The organism is Achromobacter sp. MUI-25009338 (assembly GCF_057359325.1).
In genome coordinates this window covers 2,489,008-2,504,186 of the sequence record NZ_CM170627.1, presented here as the reverse complement: position 1 = coordinate 2,504,186, position 15,179 = coordinate 2,489,008, and the positions used below count along the sequence as shown (strand labels likewise).

Sequence of the window (15,179 nt, the reverse complement as noted above, 5' to 3'; positions counted from 1 at the left end):
GGAGGGAAGAAGCCAATGATTCTGTCAGCCGCGTCCGCGCTCGTCCTGCACGAAAGCGACAAAAAATCGCTAAGACCGGCCAGGCGCGGAATCGGGCCGGGCGAGTTCGGCGAAGTACTTTGCCGGCGGCTTGCCCACGGCCTTGCGGAACATGGAGATGAACGCCGTCACCGACTCATAGCCGAGATGGTCGGCGGCGCGCTGCACCGAGTTGCCGGCGGCAAGCTGGTGCATGGCCACGATCAGGTGCAGCTGCTGGCGCCAGCGGCCGAACGACAGCCCGGTTTCCTGATGGACCAGCCGGGCCAGCGAACGCTCGCTCATGGCCACCTCCCTGCCCCAGGCCGCCAGCGTGCGCCTGTCGGCGGGGTTCTCCGTCAGCATTCTGGCGATCTTCTGCAGGCGCGGATCGGAGGACGTCGGCAGGCGCAAGAGCTCGACCGGCATCTTCACCAGTTCTTCGAGCAACACCACCGCCTTGCGGCCCGTGGGGCTGTCCGGCGGATAGCTGGCGTCGGCCTGCGCCATGTCGAGCATCAGCTCGCGCACCAGCGGCGTAATGGACAGGGTGCAGCATTGCCGCGGCAGACGGGCGGCGTCCGGACGCACGAAGAGATTGCAGATGCGCGCGTTGTCCGTCGCGCGCATGCTGTGCGTCATCTTCCCGGGTATCCACACCGCGCATCCGGGCGGCACCATCCAGATCGAATTCGGCACCTCGCAGGTCACGCCGCCGCGCAAGGCCAGCACCAGTTGCCCGTAGCGATGCCGGTGCACGGGCACCTCGCTCCTGCGCCCGGCAAGCTCCACCTGCCGGCCGATCACGGGCGCGTCGGACGCCTCGAACTCATCGAGCCTGTCGATGTCCAGATCCGCCAAAGTCGTCATGCCATTCACGTTGACCTGATTGAGCGATTTTTTGCCATTTTACGCCGTATACATACTAACGGAGGGCATCCTATCCTGCCTGCTCCGCCCCTACCGCTCATGCCGCCATGCAGCCATATCAACCGCCCACATCGGACAGCGCAACGCAGGCGATGGACGATATCGAGCTCCACGTCCTGCGCCATCTTTGCCAGTGGCGCCAGGCCGGGCAGCGCGCGATGCTGTTGACGGTGGTGCGGACCTGGGGCTCGTCGCCGCGCCCGGTGGGCGCCATGATGGCGCTGCGCGAGGACGGCCGCAGCGCCGGTTCGGTATCCGGCGGCTGCGTCGAGGACGACCTGATCCTGCGCCATGCGCGCGGCGCCGCAGGCATGCCGGTGCAGCCGCCGCAACTGATCCGCTATGGCGTCAGCGCCGACGAAGCGCATCGGTTCGGCCTGCCCTGCGGCGGCACGCTGGAGCTGCTGGCCGAATTCAATCCCGCGCCCGAACCCTTGGCGGAACTGCTTCAACGGCTGCAAGCCGGCGAACTGGTGCGCCGCACGGTCCGCCGCCAGGACGGCGCCGTGCGGCTGGACCGCGCACACGCGCCCGGCACGCTGCGGTTCGACGACGACACGCTGGAATACACGCTGGGACCGGCGTACCGCATGCTGCTGATCGGCGCCGGCGCGCTGGCCGAATACCTGGCCACCATGGCGCGCTTCAATGGGTTCTCGGTCACGGTCTGCGATCCGCGCGCCGAACACCGCGACGGCTGGCGCATGCCCGGCGTGCGCATGGTGACCGACATGCCCGACGACGCCGTGGCCGCCTTCGCCCCCGACCTGCGCAGCTGCATCGTGGCGCTGACCCACGATCCCAAGCTGGACGACATGGCCCTGCTCGAAGCCGTGGACAGCCCGGCCTTCTACGTCGGCGCCATCGGCTCGCGGCGCAACAGCGCGGCGCGCCGGGCCAGAATGAAAACGTATTTCGGCCACACGGACGCCAGCCTGGCCCGGCTCAGGGGTCCGGTCGGCATCCACATCGGCAGCAAGACGCCGGCCGAGATCGCGGTCAGCATCATGGCCGAAATCCTGGCCGTGAAAAACGGCGTGGACCTGCCCGCCGCGCTTTCCATCGCCGCGTCCAAGCCGCGCTGAGCGCCGCGCCCGGCGTCAGGGCTGATCGCGGTCGCCGGCCAGCGCGCCGCGCCATGCCTGCCCGATGATGCGCGCGTAGGCCGCGGGCACGTCGGCCACCGGCAGGGCCTTGGCCAGCCGGGTCACGTCCAGCGCATCGCGCAGCAAGGCGTCCAGCGCGCTTTCCTGGATGCCGAAACTGCGCAGATCGGTCGGGATGCCCAGCCTTCCCACCAGCGCGCGCAGCGCCACCGGCAGCCGGCGCACCGCCGCTTCCTCGTCGGCATCGGCAATGCCGAAGATGCGGGCGGCCTCCAGCAGTTCCGTAAAGCGCTCCTCGCGCAGCGCGTCCAGCACATACGGCAGGATGACCGCGTTGGTGCTGCCGTGGCTTTTGTGGGTCTGCCCCGCGATCGCATAGGCGATGCCGTGGGCCGCGTTCAGCCCCGCGCTGCCGTACGAAAGCGCGGCATAAAGGCTGGCGTACGACATGCCGATGCGCGCCTGCGCATCGGCGCCGTCGGCGTAGGCCCGTTCCAGCCACGCCGCGCACAGGCGCAGCGACTCCCTGGCGAACATCATGGTCAGCGACGAGCGGCCGCTGTAGCCCGGGTCCGCGCTGCCGCCGCGGTCGTACTGCGCGCTATCCAGCGTCACCAGCGACTCGATGGCGTGCGTCAAGGCGTCGATGCCGGCGTCGGCCGTGACCCGCGCCGGACAGGTATAGGTGAATTCGGGATCGACCAGCGCGATCTGCGGCCGCAGCGCGTTGTCCATCACCGCGACCTTGGTGGCGTTGTCCGGGTCCACCAGGATCGCCCCCGGCGTCGCCTCCGAACCGGTGCCCGAGGTGGTCGGCAAGGCGATGAGCGGCAGCGGCCGGCAGCCGGCCAGGTCGCCCAGGAAATCGCGCACCGGCCGGCCTTCGGGCAGGGTCAGGCAGAGCGCCTTGGCCAGGTCGATATTGCTGCCGCCGCCCAAGGCGATGACGTGGTCGGGCCGCGCGCCATCCAGGGCCGCACGCACCTGCCCGGTCGCCCGGTCGCACAGCGTGGTGGTCGGGTCGGGCTCGCCGCCTTCGTACACCGCGAGGCGCACGCCGCGCGCGCCGGCGGCCTCGACCAGCTCGCGCACCCAGGGCGTCTGCCTGGCGAAGAAGGCGTCCGTCACCACCACGCCCTGCCGATGGCCCAGGCGTTCCAGCAATGCCGGCAACTGGCGGCGGGCGCCGCAGCCGACGATCAGGCGGCCGGGCGCGCAGAAATGGATCAGGTCTTCAGTTCTCATGGGTGGACTCCGAAACGGCGGGAAAAATCCCATCCTGAAGAAAGCGGCGGATCTGCCGCGCCACGTCCGCCGTGTTCTCGGTGAGCACGGAATGGCCGGCGCCGGCAATGACGTATTGCGACGCCCGCGGCAGCCCCTCGGCCAGCCATAGGCCGTGGCTCAGCGGCGAGTCCGTGTCGTCGCTGCCGTGGATGACGAGCGCGGGTTCGGCGATCGCCGCCAGCGATGCGCGGTGGTCCAGGCCGCGGATGGCCTGCCAGGTGGCGGCGACGGCGACATGGTCGGCCGCCACGCGCATGCCCAGGCGCTGCTGGCGCTGCGCCACCTCGCGCAACAGCGCATCGCCCTCTTGCCTGAACCAGCGCGCCTGCGCCAGGCACGGCGTGCCCGACACCAGCACCAGTCCGGCCGGACGCGCGGCGTTGCTGCGGCGCAGGGCTTCCAGGATGACCGAAACGCCCATGCTCCAGCCGGCCAGCACGTAGGGGCGGCCGCCGCAGTGCGCGCGCACCGCGTCGTCCAGATCGTCGGCGTAGCGTTCCAGCGCATAACCGCCGGCCGCGGTCGGCCGGGGCGCGGCGCCGCGTCCGCGCAGATTGGGCAGCACCCAGGTCGCGGCGTCGGCCAGCGCCTCGGCCACCGGCGACCAGGCGGCGCGCGTGCCCTGGATGCCGTGGACCGCCACCACCCGAAGCGGCCCGCTACCCTTGATTTCAATGTCCATGTTGACGTCCGTCAAAGGAAAGCAACGGGCAGATGATGGAAAAGACAATACACGGCTTATATATCTCCAGAGGATGACTGGTGTTTTGCTATTCTTGCGCTGTCGAACGAGTAAGGAGAGAGGGATTGGCACGAGCCGCAAGCCCCGGCGCCGCCGGCGCCAAGCGCAAGTCCAGCGCGCCGTTGCCCGCAGTCGCCCCGATGCAGGCCAAGTCCAAGCTGAACGATGTGGCGTATCAGCTTCTGGAGGAGGCCATCGTGACGCTGAAGATTCCTCCCGGCACGCTGGTGTCCGAGCAGCGCCTGAGCGAAATGACCGGCGTCGGACGCACGCCGCTGCGCGAGGCCGTCCAGCGCCTGGCGCGCGAACACCTGATCGTGGTGATGCCGCAGCGCGGCCTGCAGATCCCCACCATAGACATCGGCAGGCAGCTGCGGCTGCTGGAAACCCGGCGCGAGATCGAGCGGCTGGTGTGCCGCAGCGCGGCCAAACGCGCCACGGCCAGCGAACGCAAGCGCTTCCAGCGGCTGGCCGACGAATTCAGCGCGGCCTCGGCCAAGAACAACGACGTCGCCTTCATGCGTTCGGACCGCGAATTCAACGAACTGTGCCTGACCGTCGCGCGCAACGAATTCACCGAAAGCGCCATGCGTGCGCTGCACGGCCTGTCGCGCCGGTTCTGGTACCTGCACTACAAGCAGGCGGCCGACCTGCCCGAAATGGCGCGCCTGCATGCGGCGGTCGCGTCGGCGATCGCGCAGGGCGACGTGGCCGGCGCCGGCGAGGCGCTGGACCGGCTGGTCGACAACGTCGAAGCCTTCGCCCGGGCCACGGTGGCGCTCGACCGGCTTTGAACCGGCCCCTGCCCGCCGCCGCACCCTAGCGCCCCTGCAGGATGGCGGCCTCTTCGTCCGACAGCTGCGGGCCGTCGAGCGTGACGCGCGAGTGGTCGTTGCGAAAGCGCGCGATTACCGGCCGCAGCTCCTCTTTCACGTGCTTCTCGCTATAGCCGTTGAACAGGTGCCCGGCCAGCCCCCGGCGCAGGTCCGACGTGCCCATGAACCAGTCGGCGATGGGAAACGTCAGGTTCATGTTGTACTTCATCATGATCCCCATATTGTGGTGCGCGGTGTGATGGCGCCGGATCGTATTGATGAAAGGCATGTTGCGCACGAACCAGTTGTCGTGCACGTGGCAGCAATAGTGGAAGGTCTCGTAGATCAGGTACTGCCCCACCATCGTCAGGAACAGGATGTAGCCCGCGTTCGGATTGAACACCAGCGAAGCGATGTAACCCAGCGCCGTGCCGGCCACGCCCAGCGTGGCGAGCACCCGCCACGGAAAGAACACGATCCGGAACTCCCGCGTGCTGTCGATGGTGGGCTCCAGGTCCGTGAAGTACTGGTGATGCTGGCGCGTATGCCGTTCATAGATGGCGCGCAGCGCGAACACGTCGATGCGCCGGTGCATCACGTAGCGGTGCAGGAACCACTCCACGAAATTGCCCGCCAGAAACACCGGCACGACCAGCAGCCACTCCCAGGTCGCGCCCTGGATCTGGGTCAGGCAGTACCAGATCGCCGCCGCGCCCACGGCGTACATCACGCCGATGTGCAACAGGCCGTTGTACAGCGGACTGATGTCCGCCTTGTACTCCTCGCGGAACTTGCGTTGTCGTTCGGTCATCATGGCCAGCCTCCTTACGCCGATAACGTACACAACTAATATATTAGTTTGCACAGGCTAGCGCGCGCCCCGGTACAAACCCCTATCGGATATTTTTTGAATCCAACTAATATATTAGTTGAGTACAAAAATCGCAGGACCACAACGGGAGACTAGCTATGGATATGTCCATTAGCGCGGTAGCAGCACGCACCAGTGTCGCCGCTCGTCTAGAGCGCCTGCCGATCACCGGCTATCAGCGAGGCTTGTTCGCCATCATCGCGACCGCCTGGTTCTTCGATTCCATGGACCTCGGAATCATGACCTTCGTGCTCGGTTCCATCAAAGCCGAATTCGGCCTGACGGCCATGCAGACCGGCCTGCTGGCCAGCTCCAGCTTCCTCGGCATGTTTCTCGGCGCGGCCACCGCCGGCCTGCTGGCCGACCGTTTCGGCCGCAAGCCCGTGTTCCAGGTCAGCATGGTGTTCTGGGGCATGGGCAGCCTGCTTTGCGGCTTCGCCCAGGACGTCGACTCGCTGATGATCTACCGCGTGCTGCTGGGCTTCGGCATGGGCATGGAGTTTCCCATCGGCCTGTCCATGGTGTCCGAGATCGTGCCCGCCAAAAGCCGCGGCCGCTACGTCGCCATCCTCGAAGGCTTCTGGCCCATCGGCTTTATCGCCGCCGGCATCGTGGCGTACTTCTGTCTGCCGCTGATAGGCTGGCGCGGCATCTTCATCCTGCTGGCCATCCCCGCCCTCTTCGTCTTCTACGTGCGCCGCTACGTGCCCGAATCCCCGCGCTGGCTGGAAGACGCCGGGCGCACCGACGAGGCCGACGCCGTCACCGGCCGCTTCGAACATTCCGTGATGCGCTCGGGCCGCCTGAGCGAATTGCCGCCCGTCACCGACCTCACCGCCCAGGCCCGCCCCAGCCGCCGCGCGCTCTATGCCGAACTGTGGCACGGCATCTACGCCAAACGCACGGCCATGCTGTGGATACTGTGGTTCTTCGCCCTGCTCGGCTACTACGGCCTGACCACCTGGCTGGGCGCGCTGCTGCAGCAGGCCGGCTACGAAGCCACCAAGTCGGTGCTGTACACCGTGTACATCTCGCTGGCCGGCATCCCCGGATTCATCTTCGCCGCCTGGCTGCTGGAAGCCTGGGGCCGCAAGCCCGCCTGCGTGCTGACCCTGCTCGGCAGCGCCGTGTCCGCCTACCTCTACGGACAGGCCGCGGCCATGCAGGCGCCCCTGCCCTACCTGATCGGAGCCGGCCTGTGCATGCAGTTCTTCCTTTTCGGCATGTGGTCGGTGCTATACGCCTACACGCCGGAGCTCTACCCCACGCGCTCGCGCGCCACCGGCGCCGGCTTCGCCTCGTCCATCGGCCGCGTCGGCTCGCTGGTCGGCCCTTACGTGGTCGGCGTGCTGCTGCCCCTTACCGGCCAGGCCGGCATCTTCGCGCTGGGCGCGGCGTCCTTCGTCATCGCGGGACTGGTCGTAATCGTGCTGGGCGCGGAAACCAAAGGGCGGTCGCTGGAGGAGCTGTCGCATTGAGGGTGTCGAGAATATCGGATTGCGCAGTAGTGGAGAGCCGATATCCAGCCATCGAGCTGCCCGCCTGTGGTCAACACGCCGCGCGCGCGCCTAACTGCCCGATGAAATCTTCAAGCTGGTCATCATCCACGTCGCGGTAGCGCCCCTGCGCAATGTCCTTCCAGCCGCGATTTGCCGCCTGTTGCAAGGCTTTGAGCTTGGCGGCCTCGATACGCTCACGTTCCTCGACCAGACGCAGCCCTTCACGCAGCACCTCACTGGCGTTTTGATAGCGTCCGGACAGCACGAGCTTTTCGACGAAATCGTGCTGATATTCGCTAAGTACTACGTTGCGAGTTGGCATGTGCCGGCTCCGGAAAACGGAAGGATGGCGGTCAGGTGAATATAACAATACTGGCATATATGCCAATTCCGGTGCCGTGTGACGGCGGGAAGTACTATTTCAACACCCGCCCCAACCTGCCGCCGGCCATGGCAGCACCGCCGGCCAACGGCCCGCATTCGGAGAATTCCGATCATGCCGAACCGCCATGCCGTCCGGATTGCGCTGGCCCTGCCGCTGCTCGCGCTGGCCGGTTTCGGCGCCTGGATACTCAGCCTGCCGTCCCAGCCCGGACGCGCCGAACCGCCGCCCATCGCGGCCGATGAAACCAAGGCCATGCTGGCCTCGCTCGCGCCGCCCAAACGGCAGCGCCCGCTGGTGGCGGTGGTGGGCCTGAACGACGCCACCGAGACCACCGACTATCTGATGCCTGCCGGCATATTGCGCCGCGCCAACATCGCCGACGTGGAAATGCTGGCGGGCGCGCCCGGCCCGGTAAAGCTGTATCCCGCGCTCGCGGTACAGCCCGACGCCACCCTCGCCGGGTTCGACGCGCGCCATCCGGCCGGGGCCGACTACGTCATCGTGCCCGCCATGAGCCGCGACGACGACCCCGCCATCCTGGCCTGGCTGCTTGCACAGTCCCGCAAGGGCGCGACCATACTCGGCGTGTGCGCCGGGGCCAAGGTCGTGGCCGCCGCCGGCCTGCTGGACGGCAAGCGCGGCACCACCCATTGGTATTACCTGAACGACCTGCTGCGCGCGCATCCGTCGATCTCCTACGTCGCGGACCGGCGCGTCGTGACGGACCGGGGCGTGGCGACCAGCACCGGAATCTCCGCCTCCATGCCCATGATGCTCATGCTGATCGAGGCCATCGCCGGGCGGCAAAAGGCCGAGGCCGTGGCCGGCGACCTCGGCCTGCCCGCCTGGGACGCTCGCCACGCCAGCCGCAACTATGCGCTGACCCGGCCCTTCGTCACGACGGTGCTGGGCAACTCGCTGGCGTTCTGGAACCGCGAACGGATCGGCGTGGCGCTTGCGCCCGGCATGGACGAAGTCTCGCTCGCGCTGGTGGCCGACGCCTGGTCGCGCACCTACCGTTCCAGAGCCGCGTCGTACGCGGATTCGCCGCAACCGGTACAGACCCGCAACGGCATACGCATCGTTCCCGACGCGGCCGCGGCCGACTGGCCGGCGCACGCGCGCATCGCCACCGCGACCGAGCAGCGGCCGGCCCAGGCGCTGGACCGGACCCTGCAGGCCATCGCCGGCCGCTACGGCGCGTCCACCGCCGACATGGTCGCCGTGCAACTGGAATACCCGTGGCAAGAAGCGCATGGCCGTTTTTCCGCAGCGCTGCCGCGGTAATTGTGTCAAAACCTGGCGCAGCCGCGCCGTCCGGCCATTGATGACACGCCTGGAAACATCCGGGCTGGCCGGTTTGGAAACACCCGCCTACGATCGGTGACTCGACTCGCGCCGCCCTGGAGCTCCGATGCGCGTATTGCAGTCGCTCAAGTCCCGTATCGCAGCCGCGCTGGCCGGCATCGGCACGCTCGTGGCCGCGGCCAGCGTGGCGCTCTATGGCGCGTACGGCAAGATCAGCCGCGGCGCCGAGCCGATGTTCGCCGCCGGCACGGCCATCCAGACCGGCCAATGGCGGGTGGTGCCGCAACGCGCCTGGACCGCGTCGGGCAAGGCCTACGGCGTGCCGGTAAAGCCCGGCGCCACGGCGCTGGTGCTGGAAGCCGAACTGACCAACCGCACGGCGGAATCCAGCGCCGACTATCTCGGCGTGTTCCGCTGGAACGAGGCCGCCGGCAAGCCGTATGTGGTGGGCCTGCGCGACTCGCTGCAAATGCCCTACCTGCAGCCCGGCCTGCCCGAACGCGTCGCCTTCATCTGGACGCTGCCGCCCTCCGCCGCCGCGCCCGCGCAGGCCGCCTTCGCGGTGGCGAGCAAGACCTACAAGCCCATCGACAACCTGTACGGCGCGCCCGGCTGGTTCAATCCCGCCGTCGTGGGCCGGGTCGAGCTGCCCGTGGCGCAAGACGGCGCGAAGGCGGTGCAATGAGCGCGCGCCTGGGCTCGCTGCTGCTGATTCTCGCCTCGGCGCTGGCGTTGTACGGCATGCAGCGCAGCACGCCGCGCTACATGGACCTGACCGGTCCCATCGTCGAACGCGGCGTCATGGGCGTGGCGGTCGACACCCGCCTGTTCCAGGCCACGGTCGAGCGCGTGCAGTTTGCGCGGCAACTGGCCTATCGGCGCCTGGGCGCGGAGCAGGTCCGCGACACCGGCGGGGTGTGGGCCATCGTGTGGCTGCGCCTGGCCGCCGCCGACACCTCGGCCACCATGGCCGAAGCCGCGTGGCTCGGGCCCGACGGCCTGGCCTACCGCCACACCGACCGCCTGTCGCTTGCGCGCGGCGTGCCGCCCTACGCGCTGGACCCGGGCCTGCCGCGCAGCGTGCGGCTGGTGTTCGAAATCCGTCCCGACCAGGCGCGCGGCGCCGCCCTGCTGCTGTCCTCGCGCTACGGGCCGCGCCTGGATTCGCAGGCGCGCATCGCGCTGGACGACGTACCCGTCGACGCCGATGGCCGGCCCCAAGCCATCGCCCGATACGATCTGGACCAGGAGAGCCCCCCTTGAACGACGCCCAGCCCGCCGAGCGCCGCTGGCGCCGGCGCAGCCTCTGGCTCCTGCCTCCGTTGCTGCTGCTGACGCTCTTCTGGGGCGGACGCGAAAACGCGGCGCGTTGGCTTCAGGGACGCGAACTGCGGCCGCACGACGTGGCGGCAGGCGCCACGGCGCCGCTGGGCGGCGCCCGTTGGAGCCTGCAGGAATTCGGCGTCATGGAGCCGCCGGCCAACAAAGGCTGGCTGCCCGGCTCGCGCGCGGCGCTGGCCGCCTTCTCGGTGCACGTGGAAGCCTCCGACCTGCCCACGCGCTGGCGCGGCTGCCGCATCGCGCTGCACGACGCGCGCGGACGCACCTGGCTGCCCGCCATCGAGCCGGCGCTGCGCGTGCCGCCGGCCGCGGCGCGCGGCTGCGTGGCCGCCGCGCATCGCGGCATCGCGCCCGGCTCGCGCGTCGTCATCATCGAAGCCTTCATGGTGCCGGCCGACGCCGAGCCGCCCTGGTCGCTGTCCGTCTCCATGGACAGCGACCGGCCGGCCTACCTGCGCTTCACGCCGCCCGCGCCCGGCTGATCAGGCGGCCGCGGCCGCCGCGCGGCGCGACTGCCATGGCGCGAACGCGCTCTCCAGCACGGCCGCCAGAAAGCAGATGCGCAAAGGCTCGATCAGCAGGCCGGTGGACGAATCCCGGAACGGGCTGCCGAACAACAGCGACACCGCCTGCGCCAGCACCTGCCAGGTGTCCAGGTCATGCGGCCCGATCAGGCGCGCCGCGCCATACCACAGCCACGCCGCGCCCCAGTCGATCAGCCGATACCCCATGATCAGCGTCACCAGCAGCAGCGTGCCGCTATGGAAGGCCAGCCGCACGCCATTGGCCAGCGGCAGATAGCGCTTGCGATAGCCCGCCACGAAATGCTCGACGAAATCCCGCAGGAAACGCGGCATCGAACGGTAGCGCTCGCCCAGGCGCTGCAGACGGTCATAGCGCCGCAACTCCGCGTCCTCGCGCACGTCGTAGCCATAGACCAGGGCCGCCATCACCAGCCACACGACCGGCAGCAGCGCATAGAAGAACAGGCGCGCCAGCGCCGCCCCCAGGGTCGGGCCCTGCGCCTCCACCGGCGTCATGCCCGCGGCCCAAGCGTCCGACAGCGGCGTCAGCGCGTTCAGAAAAGACTGCAGCAGCGCGTCCAGCCCGCGCTTGTCGATCAGCCATTGCCAGGCCTGGTCCTTCCAGCGGCTGATCACGTACAGGCCGATAAGAATCCAGTTGGTCTCGCACAGCACCACCAGCCACTGCCAGCCGCTGCGCCCCGTGCGGTCGCGCGCCGCCACCGCCGCCTTGCGCACCAGCCACGAGATCGCCACCGACACCAGCAGCCAGCGCGAATCCAGCGCGTCCAGCACCTGCCCGTGCTCGCCCAACGGGTCCAGGCCCAAGGCCAGCCGCGAATACTGCCGCACCGTATCGCCCAGGAATCCCCAGGCCGCGTAATACGCGAAAAACGGCAGCAAGGCCACGGTCAGCACCTGCCCCAGCCGCCCCTGCCCGCCGCCATCCGCCGCCGCGCCGGCGCGCGCCGCTTCCTGCGCGCCGCGCAAGGCCGGCAGGCCCGGAAGCAGCACCAGGAACATGGCCACCGTCGTCACCAGCTGCGCCAGCGCCACCAGCGTCAGCACCGCCAGGCCGGACAGATGGTGGGCGAAACCGGTATGCACCGCCGCCCACAGCAGCACATCGTGGGCCAGCGAGCCGGCCAGCACCAGGGCCATCAATTGCGGCCAGAACCGCAGCCACAGCCTGCCGGTAAGCGCCCACGGCGCAAGCACCGCCTCGAGCATTTCGCCACCCTGTCGTCGCGCGGATCAGTAGCGGTCGATCATAAGACTGCGCCGGCGGGCGACTTGTTACCGCTTGCCACGATTGCGCACAGCGTGTCAGCGCCGCGGCCCCGCCCCGGCCGGCAATACTGGAACGGATGTTCCAGATAATGTACGATCCACCAACCCCGGACACCGGATCGCCATGCTGGACACCCTGCTCTCCACCGTCCCCCTGGACGCGCTCGCCGTAAGAATGCTGGCCACGGCCTTCGTCGTCATGGCGGTTTCATGGGCCGTGGGCGCCTTCGGCCCGCTCATCGGCGGCGCCCTGGCCGGCCTGCCCATCATCCTCGGGCCCGGCTTCTACTTCCTGGCCGCGCAAGCCCCCGCCGCCTTCGTCGCGCAGACCGCCGCCTACGCGCTGCTGTCGCTGTGCGCCACGCAATGCTTTCTGCTGTGCTACATCGCCGTCGCCGCCAGGACGCCGCCCTGGACCAGCCTGGGCTGCGCCGTCGGCGCCTGGCTGCTGGCCGCGCTGGCGCTGCGCCAGCTCCCCGCGCAACCCGTGGCCGGCGCCCTGCTTTTCATCGCGGTCACCGCGCTATGCCTGCGCATCGGCCGCCGCTTCCTGCTGCCGCGCGGCCCCGCCAAAGGCAAGGCCGGCTTCGGCCTGCTCGCCCTGCGCGGCCTGCTGGCCGGCACGCTGGTGGCCGCCGTCACCACCGCCAGCCAATGGCTGGGCGCCACCGGCGCCGGCCTGCTGCTGGCGTTTCCCATCGGCTACAGCGTGGTCGCCATCACCCTGCACCAGAAACTCGGCACCGCCAGCCTGATCGCCACGCTCTACTCCGCGCTGCTCGGCACCGTCAGCCTGGCCGCCTTCTGCGCGGCGCTCGCGCTCGCCGCCCCGCACTGGACGCCGAACGCGGCGCTGGCCTGGGCGCTGGCGGCTTCGATGACGTTCACGCTGGCGTTGGTGATCCGGCGGCGGCTGGCGATGGCGCGCTGACGCCATCCCGGTCGGCCCGGGCCACCTGTGCCTTGCCGACGTTGCCGGCCGAGTCCAGTCCCAGCAGCACCAGATTCCGCTCATAGTCCTGTGCAAGCAGGCGTAGGACGTCCTGCACGCCTTCGCGCCCGCCGCAAGCCAGTCCATAGAGCGCCGGCCTGCCCACGAACACGGCGTGCGCGCCCAGGACCTGGGCACGCACGATGTCGGCCCCGCTGCGCACGCCGCTGTCCAGGAACACCGGAATGCGGCCGCCGACGCGCTCCGCGATCGCGGGCAAGGCGGCAATCGCGGAGGGCGCCGCGTCCAACTGCCGGCCCCCGTGATTGGACACGATGACACCGTCCACGCCATGCCGGACCGCCAGGGCGGCGTCCTCCGCATGCAGCACGCCCTTGAGCACCAGCGGCCCGTCCCAGAGCCCGCGCAGCCAACGCAGGCTCTCCCATACCAGCGACCGGTCCATGCTTCTGGCCAGCAGCGAAGCCTGGACCTCGGCCGGCAAGGCGTCTGCGGGATGCTCGGCCAGGTTCACGAACCGCGGCGCGCCGCCCTTGAGCATCCGCAACGCCCAGCCTGGGCGCCGCGCCACATCCCATGCCAGCCTGGGCGTTATCCGGAACGGGATCTTGAAACCGTTGCGCGCATCGCGCCAGCGGTGGCCGCCGACCGGCACGTCCGCCGTCAGCACCAGCACGCGATAACCGGCGCCGCGCGCGCGCCGCAGCAACTGCTCGGCCAACCCGCGGTCCCGCATCACATACAACTGCAGCCATTGCTCGCCGCCGCGGGCCTGCGCCCGCACTTCTTCGGCGCGCTGGTTCGACGCGGTCGACAACACGAACGGCACGCCGCTGTCCGCGGCGGCGGCCGCCAGCATCGCGTCGCCCCCCGGGCGCACGATGCCGTTCAGGCCCGTCGGGGCCAGCGCGAACGGCGCGCGCCAGGACGAGCCGAACACCTCCACCGAAGTATCGACCTGGGCGACGTCCCGCAGCACGCGCGGCGTCAGCCTGATCCGCTCGAAGTCGGCCCGGTTGGCGCGCAGGCAGGTTTCGTATTCCGCGCCGCCATCGATGAACTCGTACACGAACCTGGGCAGCGATCTGCGGGCCGCGCGCCGGTAATCGTCTATCGTGATCAGCACTCGGCACCTACTGCAGCGTAATGCCGCGCTCGCGGATGATCTTGCCCCAGCGCTCGTTCTCCCGCGCCACGAAGCTCGCCATCTCGCCAGGCGAACTGAACCAGGGCTCGACCGCGATGCTGGCGAAAAAATTCTTCACCGGCTGCGACGCCAGCGCCGCGCCCAGCGCGCGGTTCAGCGCCTCGACCGTGGCGCCAGAGGTGCCCGCGGGCACCAACATCCCCTGCCAGGCAAAGGCCTCGAAGCCCGCCAGCCCTTGCTCGTCCAGCGTCGGAATGTCGGGAAAATTCTGCATGCGCCGCGGGCTGGCCACGCCCAACACCTTGAGCCGCCCCGACTTCATCTGCGGCACCACGGTGGAGGCGTCCATCAGCGCGAACGACACCGCGCCCGCCATCAGATCGGTCACCGCCGGCGCACCGCCGCGATAGGCCACGTGCGTCATCTTCAGCCCGGTGCGCTCGCGAAAAAGCTCGGCCGCCAGATGCTGGGCCGACCCCACACCCGAGCTCGCGAAATTGGCGCTGTCGGGATGGCTCTCGGCCCAGCGCAGGAACTCGGCCAGATTGTTCGCGGGCACCTCGCTCGATACCACCAGCAATATCGGATAGCGCGCATACAGCCCCGCCGGCGCGAAATCCTTCGCGCTGTCATAAGGCAGGCTGGCGAACAGGTGCGGATTGGCCGCCAGCGTCGTGAAATCGCCCGTAAAAACCATATTGCCCTGCGCCTTGGCATTGGCCACATACGCGGCCGCGATATTGGTGGCCCCGCCTGGCCTGTTGCTGACGAAAAAGCCGCGGCCCATCTGCGCGCTCATACTCTCGGCGAGCTTGCGCGCAATCACGTCCGAACCGCCGCCCACCGGAAAGGGATGCACCCATTCCACCGACCTGTCGCCGCCCTGCGCCAGACAGGCGGCGGCGCCGCCGCTGGACGCCAGGGCCAGCAGGGTTTTCAAGAATAGGCGCTTGCGCATGTCGCT

The 15,179-nt window shown here is 69.2% G+C and carries 16 protein-coding genes; 8 read left to right on the top strand and 8 right to left on the bottom strand.

The annotated features are described in order from the left end of the window. Positions 1 to 69: 69 nt before the first annotated feature. Positions 70 to 888 carry an AraC family transcriptional regulator gene (locus tag AC1IQ6_RS11980; RefSeq protein WP_485866393.1) on the bottom strand — a complete coding sequence of 273 codons (819 nt, stop codon included), beginning with the start codon at positions 886 to 888 and terminating at the stop codon, positions 70 to 72. A 152-nt stretch (positions 889 to 1,040) separates the two neighbouring features. Here AC1IQ6_RS11980 and AC1IQ6_RS11975 point away from each other — a divergent pair, with 152 nt between their 5' ends. After that, on the top strand, positions 1,041 to 2,033 hold the full coding sequence (locus AC1IQ6_RS11975; RefSeq protein ID WP_485866392.1) for an XdhC family protein: 993 nt from the start codon (positions 1,041 to 1,043) through the stop codon (positions 2,031 to 2,033). A gap of 15 nt (positions 2,034 to 2,048) precedes the next feature. Here the strand turns inward: AC1IQ6_RS11975 and AC1IQ6_RS11970 are convergent, their stop codons facing one another. Next, positions 2,049 to 3,299 (bottom strand): iron-containing alcohol dehydrogenase, encoded by a 1,251-nt coding sequence (locus tag AC1IQ6_RS11970; protein ID WP_485866391.1) that lies wholly within the window; start codon positions 3,297 to 3,299, stop codon positions 2,049 to 2,051. Beyond that, positions 3,289 to 4,023 (bottom strand): alpha/beta fold hydrolase, encoded by a 735-nt coding sequence (locus AC1IQ6_RS11965; RefSeq protein WP_485866390.1) that lies wholly within the window; start codon positions 4,021 to 4,023, stop codon positions 3,289 to 3,291. Before AC1IQ6_RS11965 ends, AC1IQ6_RS11970 begins: the two co-directional genes overlap by 11 nt. A 200-nt stretch (positions 4,024 to 4,223) precedes the next feature. Between AC1IQ6_RS11965 and AC1IQ6_RS11960 the strand changes: the two genes are divergently transcribed. Next, complete coding sequence (locus AC1IQ6_RS11960; RefSeq protein ID WP_102775928.1) at positions 4,224 to 4,877, top strand: GntR family transcriptional regulator; 654 nt, start codon at positions 4,224 to 4,226, stop codon at positions 4,875 to 4,877. Positions 4,878 to 4,902: 25 nt separating this feature from the next. Here AC1IQ6_RS11960 and AC1IQ6_RS11955 read toward each other — a convergent pair whose 3' ends face one another. Beyond that, complete coding sequence (locus tag AC1IQ6_RS11955; RefSeq protein WP_102775927.1) at positions 4,903 to 5,712, bottom strand: sterol desaturase family protein; 810 nt, start codon at positions 5,710 to 5,712, stop codon at positions 4,903 to 4,905. Between the two features lie 155 nt (positions 5,713 to 5,867). Between AC1IQ6_RS11955 and AC1IQ6_RS11950 the strand changes: the two genes are divergently transcribed. Further along, complete coding sequence (locus AC1IQ6_RS11950; RefSeq protein ID WP_102775926.1) at positions 5,868 to 7,247, top strand: MFS transporter; 1,380 nt, start codon at positions 5,868 to 5,870, stop codon at positions 7,245 to 7,247. Between the two features lie 70 nt (positions 7,248 to 7,317). Here AC1IQ6_RS11950 and AC1IQ6_RS11945 read toward each other — a convergent pair whose 3' ends face one another. Continuing rightward, positions 7,318 to 7,590, bottom strand: coding sequence for a type II toxin-antitoxin system ParD family antitoxin (locus AC1IQ6_RS11945; protein WP_485866389.1), 273 nt, complete (start codon positions 7,588 to 7,590; stop codon positions 7,318 to 7,320). A 174-nt stretch (positions 7,591 to 7,764) separates the two neighbouring features. On the opposite strand from AC1IQ6_RS11945, the gene AC1IQ6_RS11940 reads away from it, so the two are divergent. The 4 genes from AC1IQ6_RS11940 (at position 7,765) to AC1IQ6_RS11925 (ending at position 10,784) form a co-directional block, all read left to right on the top strand. Continuing rightward, the gene (locus AC1IQ6_RS11940) at positions 7,765 to 8,940 is read left to right on the top strand and encodes a DJ-1/PfpI family protein (RefSeq protein ID WP_485866388.1); all 1,176 of its coding nucleotides are present in this window, start codon (positions 7,765 to 7,767) and stop codon (positions 8,938 to 8,940) included. A gap of 127 nt (positions 8,941 to 9,067) precedes the next feature. Next, positions 9,068 to 9,646, top strand: a complete 579-nt coding sequence (locus AC1IQ6_RS11935) for a hypothetical protein (protein WP_485866387.1) — start codon at positions 9,068 to 9,070, stop codon at positions 9,644 to 9,646. Next, positions 9,643 to 10,224, top strand: a complete 582-nt coding sequence (locus tag AC1IQ6_RS11930) for a hypothetical protein (protein ID WP_111824902.1) — start codon at positions 9,643 to 9,645, stop codon at positions 10,222 to 10,224. Before AC1IQ6_RS11935 ends, AC1IQ6_RS11930 begins: the two co-directional genes overlap by 4 nt. Further along, positions 10,221 to 10,784, top strand: a complete 564-nt coding sequence (locus AC1IQ6_RS11925; protein WP_485866386.1) for a hypothetical protein — start codon at positions 10,221 to 10,223, stop codon at positions 10,782 to 10,784. The genes AC1IQ6_RS11930 and AC1IQ6_RS11925 overlap by 4 nt, the downstream gene beginning before the upstream one ends. On the opposite strand, the gene AC1IQ6_RS11920 is transcribed toward AC1IQ6_RS11925, so the two are convergent. Further along, positions 10,785 to 12,056 carry a hypothetical protein gene (locus AC1IQ6_RS11920; RefSeq protein ID WP_485866385.1) on the bottom strand — a complete coding sequence of 424 codons (1,272 nt, stop codon included), beginning with the start codon at positions 12,054 to 12,056 and terminating at the stop codon, positions 10,785 to 10,787. It lies immediately after the preceding gene. Positions 12,057 to 12,240: 184 nt separating this feature from the next. Between AC1IQ6_RS11920 and AC1IQ6_RS11915 the strand changes: the two genes are divergently transcribed. Continuing rightward, complete coding sequence (locus tag AC1IQ6_RS11915) at positions 12,241 to 13,047, top strand: hypothetical protein (protein ID WP_485866384.1); 807 nt, start codon at positions 12,241 to 12,243, stop codon at positions 13,045 to 13,047. Here the strand turns inward: AC1IQ6_RS11915 and AC1IQ6_RS11910 are convergent. Both AC1IQ6_RS11910 and AC1IQ6_RS11905 read right to left on the bottom strand, forming a co-directional pair. Further along, on the bottom strand, positions 13,001 to 14,194 hold the full coding sequence (locus tag AC1IQ6_RS11910) for an alpha-hydroxy acid oxidase (protein ID WP_485866383.1): 1,194 nt from the start codon (positions 14,192 to 14,194) through the stop codon (positions 13,001 to 13,003). The genes AC1IQ6_RS11915 and AC1IQ6_RS11910 overlap by 47 nt on opposite strands. Before the next feature lie 7 nt (positions 14,195 to 14,201). Continuing rightward, positions 14,202 to 15,173: a Bug family tripartite tricarboxylate transporter substrate binding protein gene (locus tag AC1IQ6_RS11905; RefSeq protein ID WP_485866382.1), complete on the bottom strand. Its 972-nt coding sequence runs from the start codon at positions 15,171 to 15,173 to the stop codon at positions 14,202 to 14,204. Between the last annotated feature and the right edge of the window lie 6 nt (positions 15,174 to 15,179).